General features: G+C 51.7%; 13 protein-coding genes. 4 read left to right on the top strand and 9 right to left on the bottom strand.

Going from position 1 to position 20133, the window contains the following annotated elements; translation table 11 throughout:
• The 4 genes from BC440_RS02040 to BC440_RS02025 form a co-directional block, all read left to right on the top strand.
• On the top strand, positions 1–2204 hold a 2204-nt coding region (locus tag BC440_RS02040; RefSeq protein ID WP_071239489.1), incomplete at its 5' end, for a cadherin-like domain-containing protein.
• A 194-nt stretch (positions 2205–2398) separates the two neighbouring features.
• The gene (locus BC440_RS02035; protein WP_269451299.1) at positions 2399–4576 is read left to right on the top strand and encodes a type I secretion system permease/ATPase; all 2178 of its coding nucleotides are present in this window, start codon (positions 2399–2401) and stop codon (positions 4574–4576) included.
• Positions 4560–6008, top strand: a complete 1449-nt coding sequence (locus BC440_RS02030; RefSeq protein ID WP_063095380.1) for an HlyD family type I secretion periplasmic adaptor subunit — start codon at positions 4560–4562, stop codon at positions 6006–6008. The genes BC440_RS02035 and BC440_RS02030 overlap by 17 nt, the downstream gene beginning before the upstream one ends.
• Before the next feature lie 332 nt (positions 6009–6340).
• Positions 6341–12964: an Ig-like domain-containing protein gene (locus BC440_RS02025; protein ID WP_065701682.1), complete on the top strand. Its 6624-nt coding sequence runs from the start codon at positions 6341–6343 to the stop codon at positions 12962–12964.
• Positions 12965–13403: 439 nt separating this feature from the next.
• Here BC440_RS02025 and BC440_RS02020 read toward each other — a convergent pair whose 3' ends face one another.
• Genes BC440_RS02020 through atpD form a run of 9 tightly spaced genes read right to left on the bottom strand, consistent with a single transcriptional unit; the run spans position 13404 to position 19966 of the window.
• Positions 13404–14249 (bottom strand): FoF1 ATP synthase subunit gamma, encoded by an 846-nt coding sequence (locus BC440_RS02020; protein WP_037987397.1) that lies wholly within the window; start codon positions 14247–14249, stop codon positions 13404–13406.
• Positions 14246–15817 carry a F0F1 ATP synthase subunit alpha gene (locus BC440_RS02015; RefSeq protein ID WP_063094968.1) on the bottom strand — a complete coding sequence of 524 codons (1572 nt, stop codon included), beginning with the start codon at positions 15815–15817 and terminating at the stop codon, positions 14246–14248. Before BC440_RS02015 ends, BC440_RS02020 begins: the two co-directional genes overlap by 4 nt.
• Positions 15807–16544 (bottom strand): F0F1 ATP synthase subunit delta, encoded by a 738-nt coding sequence (locus BC440_RS02010; protein WP_063094970.1) that lies wholly within the window; start codon positions 16542–16544, stop codon positions 15807–15809. The genes BC440_RS02015 and BC440_RS02010 overlap by 11 nt, the downstream gene beginning before the upstream one ends.
• 4 nt (positions 16545–16548) lie before the next feature.
• Complete coding sequence (locus BC440_RS02005; protein ID WP_037987400.1) at positions 16549–16794, bottom strand: F0F1 ATP synthase subunit C; 246 nt, start codon at positions 16792–16794, stop codon at positions 16549–16551.
• Positions 16794–17507 carry a F0F1 ATP synthase subunit A gene (locus tag BC440_RS02000; protein WP_063095127.1) on the bottom strand — a complete coding sequence of 238 codons (714 nt, stop codon included), beginning with the start codon at positions 17505–17507 and terminating at the stop codon, positions 16794–16796. Before BC440_RS02000 ends, BC440_RS02005 begins: the two co-directional genes overlap by 1 nt.
• A complete protein-coding gene (locus tag BC440_RS01995; RefSeq protein WP_037987404.1) occupies positions 17504–17794 on the bottom strand; it encodes an ATP synthase subunit I in 291 nt (96 codons plus the stop codon). Before BC440_RS01995 ends, BC440_RS02000 begins: the two co-directional genes overlap by 4 nt.
• On the bottom strand, positions 17791–18093 hold the full coding sequence (locus tag BC440_RS01990) for an AtpZ/AtpI family protein (protein ID WP_037987405.1): 303 nt from the start codon (positions 18091–18093) through the stop codon (positions 17791–17793). The genes BC440_RS01995 and BC440_RS01990 overlap by 4 nt, the downstream gene beginning before the upstream one ends.
• Positions 18090–18506 (bottom strand): F0F1 ATP synthase subunit epsilon, encoded by a 417-nt coding sequence (locus tag BC440_RS01985; protein ID WP_196871085.1) that lies wholly within the window; start codon positions 18504–18506, stop codon positions 18090–18092. The genes BC440_RS01990 and BC440_RS01985 overlap by 4 nt, the downstream gene beginning before the upstream one ends.
• Positions 18503–19966: a F0F1 ATP synthase subunit beta gene (gene atpD / locus BC440_RS01980; RefSeq protein WP_063094972.1), complete on the bottom strand. Its 1464-nt coding sequence runs from the start codon at positions 19964–19966 to the stop codon at positions 18503–18505. The genes BC440_RS01985 and atpD overlap by 4 nt, the downstream gene beginning before the upstream one ends.
• Positions 19967–20133: the final 167 nt, after the last annotated feature.

The raw sequence follows: 20133 nt of genomic DNA, 5'->3' as shown, positions 1-20133 counted from the left end.
ACCATCATGTTTATGGCCAGCGCTATGATGCATCGGAGAACCCCGTTCACGGTGTTGTCGATTTTGGTGAACTGGTTACAGGGTACTATCAGCTTACAGATGGTCGGGAATCCTACCTGAAACTGGCACATGCCGAAGATGGTGGTGTGTATATCTATTTCAGCAATTATCGTTCTACGAACTCGCTGGAATTTTATAAAATCCATGTTGATAGTGGTGTCACCGGTGAAACGCTTGATCCCGCACAATATCGGGAATATGCGGTCGCATCGGCGGACGATATTTCGACGGTTGCGAACCGTTCAGTGATCATCGCGGCGAGTGAATTGCTTGCCAATGACGGTGAGAATGTTGACGGATATGCAATTGCCTCCGTGCAGAGCGGTGAGCATGGGACGGTGTCGTTGAATGTGGATGGCAGTGTGACGTTCACGCCAGACGCGGATTATTACGGTCCTGCTAAGTTCAGTTACGTTGTTTATGATGGTTTGGGGGGTAACAGTTCGGCGACTGTTACAGTTGATGTGCGAGCGACTCTTGATGACCCGACGAAGCTGTCACCGGGCTATGTCGTTGAAGGTGAAGCGGATGGACGTGTCGAATGGGATGTTGCGCAGCTTTCTGACGGCAGTCAGGTTGTCACCTGGTATGACGGAGCCTATCGGATCTATCGTCAACGCTATGATGCATCGGGCGCGCCGACAGGTAGCCGCCAGACGATCACGGTTTCACTGAATACGACAGGCATCAATATCACCGGTCTTGCGAATGGCAATTATATCATCACCTATTCGGATGCTCCCGAAAGCACAGTAAAGTTCCAGCTCTTCAATGCGACAGGAAACCGTCTGACAGATGTCAGTCTGCAGGAAGCCGGTGTCAACATCTCTGACGCAGATATCATAGCACTTCAGGACGGCGGCTTTGTTCTTGTCATGAGCCGCCAGGTTAACGGCGAAACCATAGGCGAGGATACCTTTGGTCAGCGCTATGATGCGTCGGGCAATGAAGTTGGCGAGCTGTTTGATCTGAGTGGTCTTGCTGGTGGCAATGATACCATGGCCACCGGGCTTGAGTTACCCGATGGCCGTTTGCTCATGATGATGAAGAACGGCGCTAACGAGACCGTTGGGCAAGTGTTTTCCTCTGCGGGGTATCCGCTGGGCACAACCTTTGTCATTCGGGACTTTGTCGGTACGAATGACACGACAGATCCAATGTATTTTGGCCTTGGTGCGAAGCCGACGCTTTTGGCGGATGGCCGGGTTGCGGTTGTGAGTGGCCGTAGCCTCGTTGTGTATGAGTTTGGCTCAGACAATGTGGTAACGGAACTTACGCGAGTTGATCTTGCGACCCTTGATCCGGATGGCGGCAATGTGGTGTCTGGTGACGTCATTGCCCTTGTAGATGGCGGCTATTTCACGGTGTTCAACAGCCGGGAAGGCAACGCTTCAAGTCCCTATCAGGTTTACGGTCAGCGCTATGATGCGTCAGGCAATCCGGTGAATGGTGTTGTCGACTTTGGCGAGCTTGTTGATGGTCAGGAAACCTATGTGAAGCTTGAGCACGCCGATGATGGGGGTGTGTATATCTATTTCAGCAACCCGATCAGTTCGAGTCATGCCGAGCTTTACAAGATCCATGTCGATAGTGGTGTTACGGGTGAAACACTCGATCCGGCACAGTATCGGGACTACAAACCGGAGGTAGGTGGTGTAGGTAACGACGTTATCACCGGAAGTGCATTATCGGATGCTCTTGTTGGCAATTCGGGAGATGATGTGCTGGATGGCGGGGCAGGAAATGATTTGATATCTGGTGGCAGTGGTGCAGACACATTTGTTTTTGGTCGTGGTTTCGATCATGACACTATTACGGATGCAGATGCCGCTGATCAGATTTTGCTTCAACCTGACGTGCTAGCCGAAGATGTATGGCTGTTTCAGCAAGGTGATGACTTGGTAATACAGTTGCTTGGTTCGCAGGATAACCTGACAGTTGCAAATTGGTATAGTCCGGCTGCGCAGAAAGTCGGCGAGATTGAAATTGCGGGCAGTACGTTGCAGGCAACGAACGTTCAGAACCTTGTTGATGCCATGTCTGTCTTCGGCATCAATGATGTGGCAGTGGATAGCATTGATCACAACAGCACCGAGTTCCAGAATGCTCAGGCTGTGATTGCTGCAAACTGGCAAAGCAGTTAACGAAATCTTGTATGAGCAGGGTGCACTCAAAGTGCCCTGCTCACCATCATTGTTGATAGAGCTTTCTAGCTGCTTTCTAGGTCTGCGAGCATATCAGCTTCATCAATCTCCATTTGCGACAAGCTCTAATTCTGTGATTAATAGTCATTAGTATACGGAAGTGGGGGCTTGCGTGCGAACTTTGGGGAAATCTTTTGCAGGAAGCAATCGAGAATAACCAGCAAGAAGAGCAGAAAACCAAGGATAGTGGTTTGCTGGCGCTGGTCACAATTTTGCGCTTTTTTAATTTGCCTGCGGATGCCGAGCAGATCCGTCATCAGTTCGGCAAACCCGGCGCGCTTTTCGTGATCGAGGATTTACAACTGGCGGCCAAGCGGCTGAAGCTGAAATCCCGGATTGTTCAATCGGGTTGGGAACGACTTGCCAAAACAAACCTGCCCGCGATTGCCGAAATCAAAAACGGCAGCTTTGTTATTGTTGCCAAGATTGATGTCGAGCAAGGGAAGGTCTTGGTACAGGACCCGATTGCCGGGCGTGCGGTTGCTGTTGACAAGGCCGACTTTGAAGACAAATGGTCCGGGCGGTTGTTGCTGGCAACGCGCCGTGCTGCGATCCTTGGTCAGGGCGGAAAGTTTGATATTTCATGGTTCGTCGCGGCTCTTTCGAAGTACCGCCGCATCTTCATTGAGGTCCTGATTGCATCCTTCTTTCTGCAGCTCTTTGCACTGATCTCCCCGCTGTTTTTCCAGGTGGTGATTGACAAGGTTCTTGTCCATCGCGGTTTGACGACGCTGGATGTGCTGGTCTTCGGGTTGCTTGTTGTTTCGGTGTTTGAGGTGCTGCTTGGCACTCTTCGAACCTATATCTTCTCGCATACCACCAACCGGGTGGATGTTGAACTCGGTGCGCGGCTGTTCCGCCATTTGCTGTCGCTGCCGATGGGCTATTTTCAGGCGCGTCAAGTTGGGCAAAGTGTTGCGCGCGTGCGAGAACTTGAAAGCATTCGAAACTTCATCACTGGTTCTGCCCTGACCCTTGTGATTGATCTGTTTTTCACCATCGTGTTCTTCGCGGTGATGTGGCATTTCAGCCCGCTTCTGACGATGATTGTGTTGGGCTCCATCCCGTTTTTCGTCATTCTGGCCTTTGTCGTCACCCCGGTCTTGCGCAAGCGTTTGGATGACAAGTTCCAGCGTGGGGCGGAAAATCAGGCGTTTCTGGTTGAAAGTGTTACCGGTGTTGAAACACTGAAGGCACTTGCGGTCGAGCCTCAGATGCAACGCCGCTGGGAAGAGCAGCTTGCCGGTTACGTGCATTCAAGTTTTAAAACGGCCAACTTGGGCAACGTTGCTGGACAATTGACCCAACTGATTTCCAAGATCACCACGGTACTGACATTGTATTTTGGGGCCACGGCTGTTGTCGGTGGCGATATGACAGTTGGACAACTGGTGGCGTTTAACATGCTGGCGGGACGCGTGACCGGCCCGATCCTGAGACTGGCGCAATTGTGGAATGATTTCCAGCAGGCCCGTATTTCGATTGATCGTCTGGGCGATATCCTGAATTCGCCAACCGAACCAACCTATAACCCAAATCGATCCACGCTCAATGACATAAAGGGGGATATCAAGTTTGATCTGGTGACTTTCCGGTATCGCCCCGATGGGCCGGAAATTCTGCGCAGGGTTGATCTTAGCATCAATGCAGGCGAGGTGGTTGGTATCGTCGGTCCAAGTGGATCGGGCAAAAGTACCCTGACCAAATTGGTACAGCGCATGTATGTGCCCGAAAGTGGTCGGGTCCTGATTGATGGTATTGATCTTTCAATGGTGGATACTGCTTGGCTTAGGCGCCAGGTCGGGGTGGTTTTACAGGAAAACATCCTGTTTAACCGGTCCTTGCGTGAAAACATCGCCCTTGCTGATCCCGGCATGCCGATGGAGCGCGTTATCGAAGCCGCCAAACTTGCGGGTGCCCATGAATTCATCCTCTCGCTTTCGGATGGCTACGACACCAAAATCGGCGAGCGCGGATCAAACCTGTCGGGAGGGCAACGCCAGCGTGTGGCAATTGCGCGGGCGTTGGTCAATAACCCGCGCATTCTGATCTTTGACGAAGCGACCAGCGCACTCGATTATGAATCCGAAAAAATCATTCAGGAGAACATGCGCCGGATCTGCAAAGGCCGCACAGTTCTTATTATTGCCCACCGGTTAGCTGCCGTGCGCGATGCCGATCGGATCATCACGGTTGAGGCCGGACAGGTCATCGAAGATGGCACCCATGAGGAGCTCCTTCGTAACGGCGGGCGCTATTCCAAGCTTTATCAATTGCAGGCAGGGACGGTAAACAATGTCGCTGCGCAATAATCTTGAAGAGTTCTATGTGCGTGCCAAGGATGCGGGCAGTGCGGCCTTCAGGGAGCTCTTCGAACGTTTTCCACGCCTAGACCCGAATTCGAAGCAGTCGAAAGCAACCCGCTCGGCAGAGGAACGTGAATTTCTGCCTGCCGCGATTGAAATTATGGAAACGCCGGCCAACCCCCTTGGTCGCACTGTGGCCTTGTCGCTCGCCGGGTTCTTTACGATTGCTATTGGCTGGGCCGTTATCGGGCAGGTCGATGTTGTGGCGGTCGCACAGGGGCGTCTGATGCCAACGGGGGGCGTCAAGCAGATCCAACCGCTAGAAATCGGGATCGTGCGTGCGATCCATGTTCGGGATGGTCAGCATGTCACTGCAGGAGACCTGCTAATCGAACTCGATCCGACGGAGAGTGAGGCCGACAAAGGCCAGCTTTTGCACGAACGGGATGCTGCTGCCCTTGATATAGCACGTCTTCGGGCTTTTCTTAATGGCATGGATGAAAGCACTGTTGCAGCACTGTCGCGCCACGCGACTTTAAATGACGAAATTCTTCAAACGGCAGAGCAGAAGCTTCGCAGTGACTTGTCAGCCTTTTTTGCCAAGCTGGCGGCGAAGGATGCCGAGGCTGCAAAACTTCGGGCAGAGCGTGCGTCGATCAATGCCGAAATTGCCAAAAGTCGGGAGCTTCTTCCGCTTCTGGTGGAGCGCGAAGGATCGCTTTCGAGCCTCGTCTCTGACGGTATTAGCACCAAGCCGGTTTGGCTGGAAGTCAAACAACAACTGATTGAAACCACAAGCAATCTTGAGATCTACCGCAACCGGCTTGAAGAAGCTGATGCTTCCATCACAGCGGCAGAGAAAGACCGTGAAAACCTGATCGCGCAAACCAAACAACAAACACTTGAAGAACTGCTTGATGCCCGTAATAAGTTTGAAACGGCGGTCATTACTCTGCGTAAGGCCGAAAGCCGCGAAGAGCGCCATCAATTGCGCGCCCCGGTCAGCGGTACTATCCAGCAATTGGCGGTGCACACTATACGCGGCGTTGTCTCGCCGGCGGAAAGTCTAATGGTGGTTGTGCCCGATGATGTGGAGCTTGAAGCCGTCGCCAAGGTGCAAAACAAGGATGCCGGGTTTGTCAGTACACAGCAGGATGCGGTGATCAAGATCGACAGCTTCCCCTTCACCCGCTACGGCAAAATCGACGGCAAGGTTAAAAGCATCTCGCGTGATGCCATTCAGGATGAAGACCTGGGGTTGGTCTATGAGGTGCGTGCAACCCTTGATACTTCGGAAATCTTTGCCGATGGCCGGATGGTCAAGCTGACGCCCGGAATGACGGCGTCGGTAGAAGTGAAGACTGGCAAGCGTCGGATTATCGAGTTTTTGCTGTCCCCCGTAATGAAATACGGGGATGAAGCGCTCAGAGAAAGATGAGTTGAGCATCAAATTAACGCAATTAAAGACCCGCGACGTATACAAACAGCCCCGTAGCAGTTGTTGCGGGGCTGTTTTGCGATGAAGGCGCATTTGATTTTCAAGGCGTCTGTATTTGGACCCATAACGGTTGAAATTGGGCGATTCTATGCGTCCTTTTTTGCTCTTAAATGATCTTTCGCTAAACTTTAACGTGTTTTAAAGTTTTAAAACGTGACATGATTCGCAACCTTCACCTTAATATTCATCATTAAATTCAGATAGGAAGCGATTCCCATCTAGGGCGTTTCCTCTTTCATCAGACAATTTACAGGGCATCAACGGGGACAGTTATGGTTGAACAACAGAATGAAAATGTTGCAGCAGCGGCGGTTTGGGGGGCTGGTGCAGATGCCGGGACGATTAACGAACTGGCAGACGGTGCTCCTGGGGAAGCGCAAAATACTCATGCGTCTGCTGGGGTGATTTCATTCTCTGATACGGTTATAGAGCATTCTCATAGCATCTCAGTTGTTGAGCCGACCTCGTCTCTGGGAACATTCACGGCTTTTGTTTTAGACCCGGCAAATGGTGATGGAAGTGGGACAGCACTTTGGCAGTATTTCGTCCATGACGCCGCAATTGAATATTTGGGGGCCGGAGAAAGCATCACAGAAACCTATGTGATGGTTCTTGTCGATGATCATGGTGCGGAGGTTTCCAAAGAGGTCAGCGTCACCATAACGGGTAAAAATGATGCGCCTGAAATTTCGGTGTCATCGCCCGGTGCTGTAATCAGCGAACTTGCCGATGGTGACGCGGGCGAGGGAACGACAGAGCATACGGCAGATGGTACTGTCGAATTTTCTGATCTTGATCTGAGTGACGATCACACTGTGTCGGTTGCGTCGCCTTCTGGTCACAGGGGCGTTTTGACGGCAACGCTGGCCGCCAATGGTACCGGTGTCATTGAGTGGAACTATGTCGTTTCTGACGGGGCACTGGATGGCCTTGCTGAAGGCGAAACCCTGGTCGAAAGCTTTGAAGTCAGTATTGATGACGGCCATGGTGGGGTTACGACGACAACTGTCGATATCACGTTAACTGGCGCCGGGGATGCGACGGCGGTTTGGGGCGCTGGTGTAGATGTTGGAACGATTAACGAATTGGCAGATGGAGCTTCAGGAGAAGCGCAAAACACTCACGGGGCTTATGGGGGGATTTCATTTTCTGATACAGTCATAGAGCACTCCCACAGCATTTCGGTTGTAGAGCCAACTTCATCTTTGGGAACATTTACGGCTTTCGTTTTAGATCCAGCAAATGGTGATGGAAGTGGAACTGCACTTTGGCAGTATTACGTAAATGACGCTGCGATTGAGTATTTAGGCGTCGGAGAAAGCATCACAGAAACCTATGTGATGGTCCTTACCGACGGCGAAGGGGGAGAGGTCTCCAAAGAAGTCACCGTAACCATAACGGGTAAAAATGATGCGCCCGAGATCGTGGTATCATCGCCCGGTGCAGTAATCAGCGAAATTGCCGATGGCGATGCTGGTGAGGGAACGACTGAGCACACCGCAGATGGTACCGTCGAATTTTCTGATCTTGATCTGAGTGACGGTCACACTGTCTCGGTTACGGGGCCTTCTGGTCACAAGGGTGTTCTGACCGCAACACCTGCGCAAGGTGCGACGGGCGGTAATACAGGTGTTGTTGAATGGAACTATAGCGTTTCTGATGGTGCGCTGGAGCAACTTGCCGAAGGTGAAACGCTGATAGAAAGTTTTGAGGTCAGCATTGATGACGGTCATGGTGGTGTGACGACGACAACCGTCGATATTACACTGACCGGGACCAATGATGCGCCCGAGATTTCGGCGTCGTCGTCCGGCGCCTTCATCAGCGAAATTGCCGAGGGTGATGCTGGCGAGGGAGCTACCGAGCATACAGCCGAAGGTACCATCGAATTTTCTGATCTTGATCTGAGTGACGATCACACTGTGTCGGTTGCGTCGCCTTCTGGTCACAGGGGCGCTCTGACAGCAACGCTTGTCCAGGACTCGACAGGCGGTAATACCGGCATCATCGAATGGAACTATGTCGTTTCTGACGGCGCGCTGGATAGTCTTGCAGAAGGCGAAACGGTGGTCGAGAGTTTTGAGGTCAGCATTGATGACGGCCATGGTGGGGTGACGACGACAACTGTAGATATCACGCTGACTGGTACAAATGATGCGCCGGTAATTAATGGTAATGTTGTTGGTGGTGGTGAAGAAGACCAAGCGACTTTTACGGTCGATCTCCTTTCAAATGCGACAGATGTGGATGGTGACGTACTGAGTGTTGAGAATGCCGTTGTAACGGTATCTGACGGTCGTGCGCTGGATTATTCCATCGACCCGCAGACAGGTGCGTTTGTGCTGGATCCCGAACAGTTTAACGATCTTGCCGAGGGTGAGAGCGTTACCATCGATGTCGACTATGGGGTTTCGGATGGCAGTGTGTCTGTCGGGGCGTCAGCGACTGTAACGATTGAAGGGCGTAATGATGCTCCCGCTGCTGTGGCTGATATCACGATTGTCACCGAAGATCTCACGACAGATCCGGTGACAGGCAATGTTCTTGATAATGACACGGATGCCGATGGCGATACACTGCAGGTTATTTCGGTCAACGGCGAAGCGCAGCTTATCGGGCAGGCGATCGTCGGAACATATGGCAGCCTTCTGTTGAACTCCGATGGCACCTACGTGTACCAAATTGATAACGCCAGTGCCGCGGTACAGGCGCTTTCGGCAGGGCAAATTGTGGTTGAAAGCTTCACTTATACCATCAGTGATGGTCATGGTGGCGTATCGCAGTCCACATTTGATGTCACAGTTCAGGGGACTAATGATGCGCCCGTCGTTGGCGATATCGATTTTGGGTCGATTGACGAAGATACCAGCCGGATATTCACCGCCCAAGATCTCCTGAGCAATAGTAGTGATGTCGATGGTGACCCGTTAAGCATTACGTCGGTTTCGGTCGATCCGCAATTTGGCGCAATTATGGATAACGGCGATGGCAGCTGGACATTTGTGCCAGCAGCTAATTTCCATGGTGATAACGTCGAAATTAGCTTTGTGGCGTCGGATGGAGAGTTCGAAGATAGCGGCATTGTAACCATTGATGTTGCGTCGGTCAACGATGCGCCGGTTGCAGAGAATGACAGCTTTGTTATTGAGGCCGACAGCACGCACATTTTCAATCTTTTGGCAAACGACAGTGATGTTGATGGTGACTCCATAACTGTGACATCATCGTCCTACGTCACAGCACAGGGCGTTACGGTCGAAGTCAATGCGGATGGCAGTTTCAGCTATACCGCACCAGAAGGTTTTAGCGGTACTGATAGCTTTACGTATGAGATCAGCGATGGCCAAGGAGGGACATCCTCCGCGGTTGCTTCGATCGAGGTGGACAACCGCCCTGATATTTACGGTGGTCGTATCGTGCTTTCCGAAGCTGGTACGGTCGCGCACAAGCTGCACGGGGTTGACGTTGATGGTGACGCGCTAAGCTTCGAGCTTGTCGATGGTCCTGCTAATGGCAGTGTGACGATCAATGCGGATGGCAGTTACAGCTTCACGGCCAATGATGGTTATATTGGCGAAGACAGCTTTAGCTATCGCGTAACCGATGAACATGGTCTGAGCCGTGAAGGTGTGATGTCGGTACAGGTCGGACCGGATCACTCGCAGTTCACTTTCGCGACGATTGATACGTCAAATGTCCATAGCAGCAATGTTGTCGACGCAGATGGACTTCGTACAGATCACGATTATCCGAATACCTTCCAATCAATCTCGAGTTCGATCAGTCTGCTGACAACCGGGAAATCGTATTTCGAGGTGACGCCGGTTACGAGCGCGTCCGCGACGGATTCCTGGACGTTGCGCCTTGGCATTATAGCTGCAGGTCGGGATCTTAGTGGACGTGTTGGCCGGGATCACCCGCATCTGATCGGTTATTACGAGGATGAATATGCTCTCAATCTCACGACGGAAGCAGGAGGTGGGAGTGCATTGGCGTTGCATCAATATAGCGGTGGTTCAGATGGTATCAGCGTTATTGGTGAGAATGCTGCTTTCTCCGATGGAGACAAGATTGGTCTGTTATATGACGCCGATACCGGAAGTCTGCGCTGGTTCCTGAATGGTGTTGATCAGGGGATTGTCTTTGATGATATCCCATCGGGAGAATACGACTTCGCTGTCACCAGCGGTGATTTTGCCGTCGAGTACAACTTTGGTCAGGAACCATTTGCGTATGACGGAGCAGATGCGACGGGTTTGTATCTTGTCGACCATGGTGCTGACATTGATGGCACATCAGGTCATGACGTTCTGGAAGGCAGTACGCTAAATGATGTGATTTCGGGCAAGGCAGGAGATGACGTCCTTACCGGTGGTGAGGGCGATGATACGCTTGCCGGTGGTGAAGGGCATGATCAGGCGGTCTTCTCAGGCAATCGCAAAGACTATGCGATTGAGGACAATGGCGACGGTTCTCTGACGGTTCGGGACCTCAATGCGTCTGATGGTGATGATGGAGCTGATATTGTCAGCGGTGTTGAAGAACTTGTCTTTGCGGATGAGACTTACACGGTTGATGCAGACAATCATGGCCCGACAGTTGAAAGTGGTCGCATTGTGCTGTCTGAAGCCGGCACGATTGAACATCAGCTTAATGGTGTTGATGTCGATGGTGACGAACTGAGCTTCGAATTGGTTGATGGTCCTGCGAATGGTGTGGTGACGGTTAATGCCGATGGTACCTACAGCTTCACAGCGAATGACGGTTATGTTGGCAATGACAGCTTTAGCTATCGGGTGACCGATGAACATGGCTTGAGCCAGACGGCGGTGATGGATGTGTCGGTTGGTGTCGGTTTGACGAAGACGTCTGAAGGCAGTGACTGGGAAACTGTAACTTCATCGCAGAGTTTCGTCGGAGCGGGTGCTTTATCGTTTGTCGTAACGACTACGCCTGTAATGATAGGTTTTTCGGACTCCGAAATAACCAATGACATGTTTAATTATGGTTTCAGAGTTCGAATTGACAATCAGCTTGGCGCTGTTGATGAAAGCAGCCAGCAAGGCGTTCCAGACCGTATCGTAGGCACGTTTGAACTAGGGGATGTTCTCACTGTTGAACGGTTAGAATCCGGGGCCGTGGTTTACAAGCAAAATGGCGAGATCCTTTACACCTCTGAATATATCTCCGACGTCAGCAAGCCATTAACCGTGAATGCGTACTTAGCTAATCAGGGAGCTGTGATCGGCGATGTAACTTTTGTGGATGATGCTGGCAATGCGCAGCCAGTCAATTGGGCTCCGAGTGACTCTTTTGAGGGTAAAGAGGGAGCGTCGGGGAATGATGTGATCTCGGGCGGAGAGCTCTCTGACGTTTTAACAGGCTCCGGCGGAGACGACCTTCTGCAAGGCAATGCAGGAAATGACACCCTCGTTGGTGGAGAGGGGCATGATCAGGCGGTCTTCTCAGGCAATCGCAACGACTATGCGATTGAGGACAATGGCGACGGCTCTCTGACGGTTCGGGACCTCAATGCGTCTGATGGTGATGATGGAGCTGATATTGTCAGCGGTGTTGAAGAACTTGTCTTTGCAGATGAGACTTACACGGTTGATGCAGACAATCATGGCCCGACAGTTGAAAGTGGTCGCATTGTGCTGTCTGAAGCCGGCACGATTGAACATCAGCTTAATGGTGTTGATGTCGATGGTGACGGACTGAGCTTCGAATTGGTTGATGGCCCTGCGAATGGTGTGGTGACGGTTAATGCCGATGGTACCTACAGCTTCACAGCGAATGACGGTTATGTTGGCAATGACAGCTTTAGCTATCGGGTGACCGATGAATATGGCCTGAGCCAGACGGCGGTGATGGATGTGTCGGTTGGTATTGTGTCAGGTGGTCTGACGAAGACGTCGAAGGATTCTGATTGGAAAAGTGTCTTTGCGTTGGAGAGTTTCAGCGGCGCGGGCGCTTTGAGTTTTGAAGTAATTGACGAACCTGTGACTATAGGTTTTTCGACCTCTGAGTCAGCGTTCGATATGGCGCATGGAGTACCGGAATATAGTATTTATGTGACTAGAATTAATAATCAGATTGCTGCGTATGATCCTAGCAACGGTTATGGATTCCCTGCGCTTGTAATCGGTACGTATGAATATGGAGATATTCTGAGTGTTGAACGGCTGGAAACAGGCGCCGTTGTTTACAAGCAGAATGGCGAAATTCTATACACGTCCGAGTATGTGATCGACGCCAGTGCATCGTTGATTCCGAGTGCTTCGCTGTCTGACAAAGGAAGGACGATTGGCGAGGTGACTCTTGTTACCGGTGACGGTGATGCGGTACCGGTCAGATGGGTCACGAGTGATGCTATCAGTGGTAGTTTGACGGAAGAAGGGAGTTCAGGGAACGATGTGCTCTCCGGAGGAGGCTTAGCTGACACTTTGGTTGGCTCGGGCGGGGATGACCTTCTGCGAGGTGGAGCCGGAGATGATGTGCTTGAGGGGGGAGACGGGGCTGATACCTTTGTGTTCGGCACAGGGGATCAAGCGGATGTTATTCTCGATGCTGAAAGCAGCGACCACATTCAAATCACGGATGGGCTAGATACAGATGACCTTTGGTTCCTAAAGGATGGTGATGACTTGGTTATCCAATTGTTGGGTAGTCAGGACAATTTGACTGTTTCAGATTGGTTTGACGGAACGGGCAGCCACCGGGTCAACAACATTGAACTCGGTTCTGGTGCATCACTGGACGGGGCAAATGTTCAGGCCTTGGTCGATGCCATGTCAGTGTTCGGCGTCGGAGATGTGATTGCAGATACGATTGATCGTAGCAGCGAAGCTTTTTCGAATGTGCAAACTGTGATTGCCGCAAATTGGCAGAGCTAGCGATATCGCTGATTAGGAAATCAGTACAGATTATACCAGATCAATTTTGATATGTGCTTTCCCCTCTCTTCAAAAGATTTGATGAGAGGGGATTGATCTTGGTATTTCGCTGAAAAATGAAAATTGCCAGCTTTTCTGTCAATTCTGCAGATTTTTGTCATCTTTTGTGACAATCGATGACAACTTATATGGCAGTCAGAAATTCTAAGTATCTGGATTCATTAGAAATTAGATGTCATCTTTTGCGGCACCTGACATTTGAAGCCGAAATTACTAACGTGGTCAAAAAATAATTTGAGACAAATCGAACATTTAATAGGCGAAATTTACGCCAAATAAATTCCCTTACCCTCTTTAGATGTTGAGGGAATTTGTTGCTCATTTTTGTCCAAATATGCAAGCGACGATTTGGTCGCGGTCCGGCATGCGTGTTCCTTATTCATTTCTTGTGGTGCGCAGATGCAGTACCCGTTCCCAATTCAATGATTTCGGCTGTGATTTCTTCTTGACGGACTTGGCGCAATCTAGCTTGAAACAGATCAAGTTCGCGTTCGATTTGGCTTGCTGCAGCCGACATTGCTTCCAGTCGCGCTTCGTTTTCGGCCGCAAATGCGTGCAGGCAAGACTTGCAAACCAGAGCATGAAAGTAATCAGCGCTCAGGCTATCGAGCAAGGCTGCTTTCGGGAGCTGCATCATCGGTGGCCGCGAGGCATGAGATGCGAACTCGGTCAGATCAATTGGAAACAGACTGTGCCGGACGATTTCGGGTCTTCCTGAATGCCATGTAGAATAGATGACATCAAGGCTGTCAATCTTGCCGACTTCGACGCTGCCATAGATGGCCTTGGTGATATTGTCCGCCATTTTCGGAATGCCCGGTGTGTGGGAGGGCATTGCCGTGCTCCAGAAAGGATAAATCCCGCGTGTCCTTGCGATGGATAACCCGCGCGTTCCAATCAAAAACAGGGTTGCTTTTTTAAGGTCTTCAGCAATTTTCTCGAGAACATGTTCACTGAAGGCACCGGCAAACCCCTGCTCGGCGCAGAAAACAAGAAGCCCCTTACCAGTGTTGGCAGGTATCTTTGTTGTCGGTCGGTGTTCCTCCGGGGATAGGGTGCTTCGCATGGCATTTGCGATCGTGGATGCATAACCGTCGACGGCTTTGATATGCTTCCTTGCGTCTCTGGAACGTGCTGCTGCGATGCCTTTCATGGCATTGACAACAGCGCCAAGCTGACGAATGCCTTCAATCCGCTCACTGACATCTGCCAAACGTTCGGTCATGCTTTTTCACCGGTTCTCTCAGGATTGTGGCTCACAATATCATGTGACGTGTCATTTTTGATGGCGGATAACGAAGACGCAAGGCCGGTCATTGCTGCGATCAGCATGGCGCGGGCAGCTTCGTCCAGATTGTCTGTTTCGGAGATGACACGCACGCTTTCTGCTGCGTCACTGTCCAATATGGCGGGCAGCCGTTCGCGGAATGCTGTGACGGCCGAAACAGGCAAGGGATCAAGCAACCCGGATTGCACGGCGATTAGCAGTGCAACCTCGTCGACAAGCCGGAATGGTGAGTGTTGTGACTGTTTCAGAGCTTCGCGTATCCTGGCACCACGCGTTAATTGTTGGCGTACACGCCCTTCGGGCATTCCTCCAAAACGTGTAAAAACTTCCAGTTCCAGAAATTGCGCATAATCAAGCCGCAATGAGCCCGCTGCTTCCCGTAATATTGGTGCCTGGGTCTTGCCGCCAACCCGGCTGACACTGAGCCCGACATCAACAGCAGGTTTCTGGCCCTGATGGAACAGGGCGGAATCAAGCATGATCTGGCCATCGGTAATCGAAATCAGATTGGTCGGAATAAAGGCCGATAGATTGCCAGCATCTGTTTCCGCGATCGGGAGTGCTGTCAGCGAACCGCCGCCAAGATCCTTTGATAGTTTTGCCGCACGTTCAAGAAGGCGCGCATGAATATAAAAAACATCCCCAGGATAGGCTTCGCGACCTGGAGACTGGCGGGTCAGAAGGGCTATTTCACGATGTGTTGCTGCATGCTTTGATAAATCGTCGATCACAACAAGGGCATGTTTTCCCTGATCGCGAAAGTATTCCGCCATGGTCATGCCAGCATAGGGGGCAATCCACTGCAATCCGGGGGCGCTCGCCGATCCGGCAACGAGAACGATACAGCGTTCAAATGCGCCTTCGGATTGCAGCGCATCAATGGCGCGGCGCACGCTGGATGTTTTCTGCCCTACGGCGACATATATGCAAATCATATCGCTTGCGTGTTGGGCAATCATGGCATCGATTGCCAATGTTGTTTTGCCGGTCGAATGATCGCCAACGATCAATTCGCGCTGCCCCCGGCCAAGCGCAAATAATGTATCTACCACCAGCATCCCGGTCTGTACCGGTTCGGTAACAAGATCACGTTCTATGATTGATGGAGCAGGGCGTTCGATAGGCATCCTTTCGGTGGTGGAGAGCTCATCCTTTTCATCAAGCGGGCGGCCAAGAGGATCGACAATGCGACCAAGCAAGGCATCGCCGACAGGAACCTGGATGATTTCACCTGTACCAAATACCGCGTCTCCCGCTTCGATTTCGGTTGCGGCATCAAGCAAGACGCAACCGATAAGATCCGGATCAAGAACCCGGGCAAAGCCAATCTGCCCGCCCTGGAAACGCAGCACCTCGTCAAGGCGAACATCGCGCAGGCCGGAGATCATCGCGACACCATCGCTAATTTCTTCGACTCTTCCTTTGTGTTCCGTTCGGGGCCCCAAGGGGACATTTTCAATCGCATGCCGCGCCGCAATGCGCCAATCGGGATCATCAGGCAGCATTTTTTAGCTCCTTCAGAATCTCGGCAAGATCGGATTGCCAGCTGTTATGCAAAATGAAATGCGCGGTTCGGATTTCCATTCCGGCAATCAGTTCTGGATCCGTCATGAATGTAATATCAGGCGTACCGCCAAGGGCCTTGTGGATGGCGTTGCTGAATTTGGTCCGATCGGCATCCTCAAGCGCATATGCGCTGACCAGATCAAGGCCGTCTGCGTTCTGCGCCAATGCTGTGCGCTCCGCCTCTGGCAAGTTTGCGATACTATCGAGAAGCAATTGGAAAAATGCTTCCTGAACGATTGCCGTATTAAGAGTTTCCAGCAGTTTTGATGCAATTTCTGTGGCAAGTTCAGCCGCCTGTGTGACCGTTTTCTTCTGTGCGGCATCTGTCGCGCGGGCGATTGAAATTTGTGCTGTTGCGACGATTTTTTCCGTTTTTTCGTGCGCTTCGAGAAGTGCGGCCTTGGTTGCATTATCTGCATCTTGTCTTGCGGCAAGCAAGATGGCTTCGCGTTCCGCAGCGATGCTTTTGCGTTCTTCTGTCAATTCGGCACGTATTGCATCCGCTTTGGACTGAGCTGCCTTTGCGGCATCAAGCATTGCCTGTGATGCTTCTTTGCGCTTTGCGATTGCATTGGCAACCGGCCGCCAGAATACACGAGACAATAACCACATCAGGATCAGGACATTGACCGCCTGCAAGCCAAGGGTCCACCAGTCAATTGTCATTGGATCATCCCAGCAACGGATTGGCGAACAGCAACAAAAGCGCGATCACGAGGCAATAGATTGCGGTTGTTTCTATCATTGCAAGGCCAACGAAAAGGGTTCGTGAAATGGTGTTTGCGGCTTCTGGCTGACGGGCAATCGCATCCATTGCGGCGGCAACTGCGCGACCTTCGGCCAGTGCCGGGCCGATTGCCCCGAATGAAACGGCAAATGCCGCACTTACGATACTGGCGAGGTTAAGGTAATCCATCACATGTCCTTTTGTTCGGGAGGAAGAGGGATCGTCTTTTCTGTGGGGTGACGTGTGCCGTCTCGGACGGCCGACGTGATGAAGACCATCGCCAGCACAGCAAAAATATAGGCCTGCACCAGTCCGGTTAGCAGATCGAGCGCGATGAGTGGGATCGGAACGATGAAACCTGCCAGGGTTGCAACAATCCCGATGACGAATACTCCGCTCATCACATTGCCAAACAGACGTACGAACATGGAAAAAGCCCGCGTTACACTTTGGACCATGTTCAGCGGGATCATTACCGGATTTGGTGCTGCGAAAGATCGCAGATACCCGCCAACCCCGGCACCTTTGATGCCAAACCAGATAACAGACAGGAAAACCAGCATCGCCAATGCCGCGTCTGTCTCAAGTCGTGCTGTCGGTGGTTCAATTCCCGGCACAAGTGATGACCAGTTTGCGATCAGGATGAACAGGAACAGCGATCCGATAAAACTGCGATAGGGAGCCGGCTCTGCACCGCTTGTTTCTCGAATTTGGTTATCTATGGTGTCGACCAGAAGTTCCAGTGTGGCCTGGCGTTTGGTTGCAATCAACGCAAGTCGCCGTGTCAGAAGCATGGAACCAACCACCAGGATGATCATGATTACCCATGTGGTGACCACGGCCGCCGTAACGGGTATTGGGCCGACATAAAAAAGAGGAAGCGTTTCAAGAGGCGACTTCACGGCCGGGCTCCCCATTTTATTCGGATGATCATTTCGCGCCCGCCGATAACGCCTGCCAAGGTTACCAGAATTCCGAACCCGCCAGCCTGGAGAGCAAGCGCAAATCCACAAACCAGAAGAGCCAGCCTGCCAATCGCCAAAGCAATGACAAGCATCGGTCTTTGGCCTGATACAATCATGTCAGCCGTTATGCGGATGGTGCAGAAATAAACGATACCCATGGCAAACCCACCCGAGAAACAGACAGGCAACAACAGAAGTATTGGCGATACATCGGAATTAATCATTGTGTGTTCATCCATTTCCATGCAGTCCAGCCCCCAATTGCCAAGCCGACGATCAGCAATGGTCCTGTCCAGAAAATGCCCGTACCAAACTGTTTGTCGATCCAGTGTCCCAAAAAAAGTCCACCCAATGTCGGTACAATAATGATCCAGCCCAGCACCCCGATTTGGGCCAATCGTCGACCGACTGACATATCGCCTTCGCGTAACCAGCGATCATGCCGTTCGCGTCGCCGCCTTACTTCCCGAACAAGCGGGTCTTCTTCCGGTGGCTGCGGAAATCTATCGGGTGCTTTGCTCACCGGAATGTTTCCTTATGCATGCCAGGACGCAGGCGGCTGATGATCTGTCGAATGGCATGCATCTGAAGACGCATCGTTTCAACATGCTCGACGCGTTCTTCGTCGGCTTCGGAATGAAATCTTTGTAAAACTTCCTGATCGAGAGTTGCCAGATCGTCTCCGGTGACAGCTTCACGGGTCGCAATGTTGATTTTTGTACGTTCACTTACGGTCATGACGCCATTACGCACGGCGCAAAACCGGTCCTGACCTTCGACGCGCCAACTGACAATGGAAATTGCCAATGCCGTCAGAAACGGCGCATGCCCGGGCAGGATACCAAAACTGCCACTTTCATCTTCGGCATGAAGGCTATCGATTTCTTCATCAACGACGATTGAAAGCGGTGTGATGATCGTCAACCTCATCGTCATGATCTGGCCTCGCGATCACTGGCATCGGCGGCGGTTGCTTTTTCTTCTTTCGCGCGGGCTTCTTGGAGTGTTCCGACCATATAAAGCGAACTTTCAGACCAATCGTCTGTTTCCCCGTCCAAGATTGCCCGGCATCCTGCCAATGTATCGGAAAGGGCAACGCTTGAGCCCGGCGTGCCTGTAAAAGCCTGTGTAACCATGAAGGGTTGGCTTAGGAAACGCTGTAGCCGACGTGCCCGGTTAACGGTCTTTCTGTCCGCAATTCCCAGTTCCTCGATGCCGAGCAGAGAGATAATGTCGGTCAGTTCCCGGAACCTTGCCAATGCCTGACGGACTGCTTCGGCAGTTTCATAATGATCTTTGCCAACGACCATCGGGTCCAGCAACATCGAGGAAGAGGCAAGAGGATCAATCGCGGGATAGAAACCTTCGGCAGCTTGCGCGCGCGACAGCACAACGACACAATCCATATGGCTTGAAATTGTTGTTACGGCGGGGTCTGTAAAATCATCGGCGGGCACATAGACCGCTTGAATAGCGGTAACAGCCGCTCCGGCAACCGATGCGATGCGTTCCTGAAGTCCGGCAACTTCGGTTGCCAGTGTCGGCTGATAGCCAACGCGCGATGGTAGACGTCCCAAAAGGCTTGATACCTCTGCTCCTGCCTGGACAAAGCGAAAGACATTGTCCATCAACAACAGCACATTCTGGTGCTTCTGATCGCGAAAATATTCCGAAACGGTCAGGGCGGTAAGCGGGGTGCGCCAACGTGCGCCGGGTGGTTCATTCATCTGGCCATACACAAGAACGGTTCGTTCCAGAACGCCGGATGCCTGCATTTCGGTCAGAAGTTCATGACCTTCACGCGAACGTTCACCGATCCCGGCAAAAACAGATATGCCCTCGTATTTCTGGACCATGGCATGAATAAGTTCCATGACCAGAACCGTTTTGCCGACCCCGGCACCGCCAAACATTGCGGCTTTTCCGCCTTGTGCCATTGGTGTGAGAAGATCAATAACCTTGATCCCGGTTTCGAAAATTTCAGTGTTTTTTGTTTGTGCTTTCAACAATGGCGGAAGGGCGTGGATCGGGCGACGTGGTGTGTCCTTTGCCAAAGCTGGCCCGCTATCCTTCGGTTCACCGACGACATCAATCAGGCGACCCAGAATGTTGTTGCCGACAGGCACTGTCACAGGGGTACCAGTTGCATAAACCTTTACGCCGCGGGACAATCCCGCCGTCGACTGGAATGCGACAGCACGCAGCGTTTCCAGATCAAGGTGACTGTGAACTTCCAGGGTTAAAGGTGTCGGTTGATCCCATGCCACAATCAGCGAAGAATTGATTGGTGGCAGACCCGACCCTGTGAAAACGACGTCAACAACCGCACCGCGAACGGCGTGCACAATGCCGTGCAGTTCTTCTTTTATGGCTGGCTGTTTGTCATCCCGGTGCATGGTCGGAGGAACTCCTGACCTTTGGTGCTCTATGTATCTTCGGGGTTTGGTGTTATTTCCCAATTGATAGTATTCAATCAGGCACCGCGAGACACTGATTCAAATCAATATGGTGTTGGCTTCCGGCGTCAACCTGCCTAAAGGTTAGATAGTGGGTGCTATTATAT

Source organism: Thalassospira sp. MIT1004 (genome assembly GCF_001858545.1).
Lineage (GTDB): Bacteria > Pseudomonadota > Alphaproteobacteria > Rhodospirillales > Thalassospiraceae > Thalassospira > Thalassospira xiamenensis.
The sequence above is the reverse complement of the archived record's forward strand: the minus strand, read 5'-3'. Positions and strand labels throughout refer to the sequence as shown.

Excerpts from the sequence above, each read along its gene's own strand:
- BC440_RS02030 (WP_063095380.1), top strand. The coding sequence starts at position 4,560 with ATGTCGCTGCGCAATAATCTTGAAGAGTTCTATGTGCGTGCCAAGGAT.
- BC440_RS02025 (WP_065701682.1), top strand. The coding sequence starts at position 6,341 with ATGGTTGAACAACAGAATGAAAATGTTGCAGCAGCGGCGGTTTGGGGG.
- BC440_RS02020 (WP_037987397.1), bottom strand. The coding sequence starts at position 14,249 with ATGACCGAACGTTTGGCAGATGTCAGTGAGCGGATTGAAGGCATTCGT.
- BC440_RS02015 (WP_063094968.1), bottom strand. The coding sequence starts at position 15,817 with ATGCTGCCTGATGATCCCGATTGGCGCATTGCGGCGCGGCATGCGATT.
- BC440_RS02010 (WP_063094970.1), bottom strand. The coding sequence starts at position 16,544 with ATGACAATTGACTGGTGGACCCTTGGCTTGCAGGCGGTCAATGTCCTG.
- BC440_RS02005 (WP_037987400.1), bottom strand. The coding sequence starts at position 16,794 with ATGGATTACCTTAACCTCGCCAGTATCGTAAGTGCGGCATTTGCCGTT.
- BC440_RS01995 (WP_037987404.1), bottom strand. The coding sequence starts at position 17,794 with ATGATTAATTCCGATGTATCGCCAATACTTCTGTTGTTGCCTGTCTGT.
- BC440_RS01985 (WP_196871085.1), bottom strand. The coding sequence starts at position 18,506 with ATGACGATGAGGTTGACGATCATCACACCGCTTTCAATCGTCGTTGAT.
- atpD (WP_063094972.1), bottom strand. The coding sequence starts at position 19,966 with ATGCACCGGGATGACAAACAGCCAGCCATAAAAGAAGAACTGCACGGC.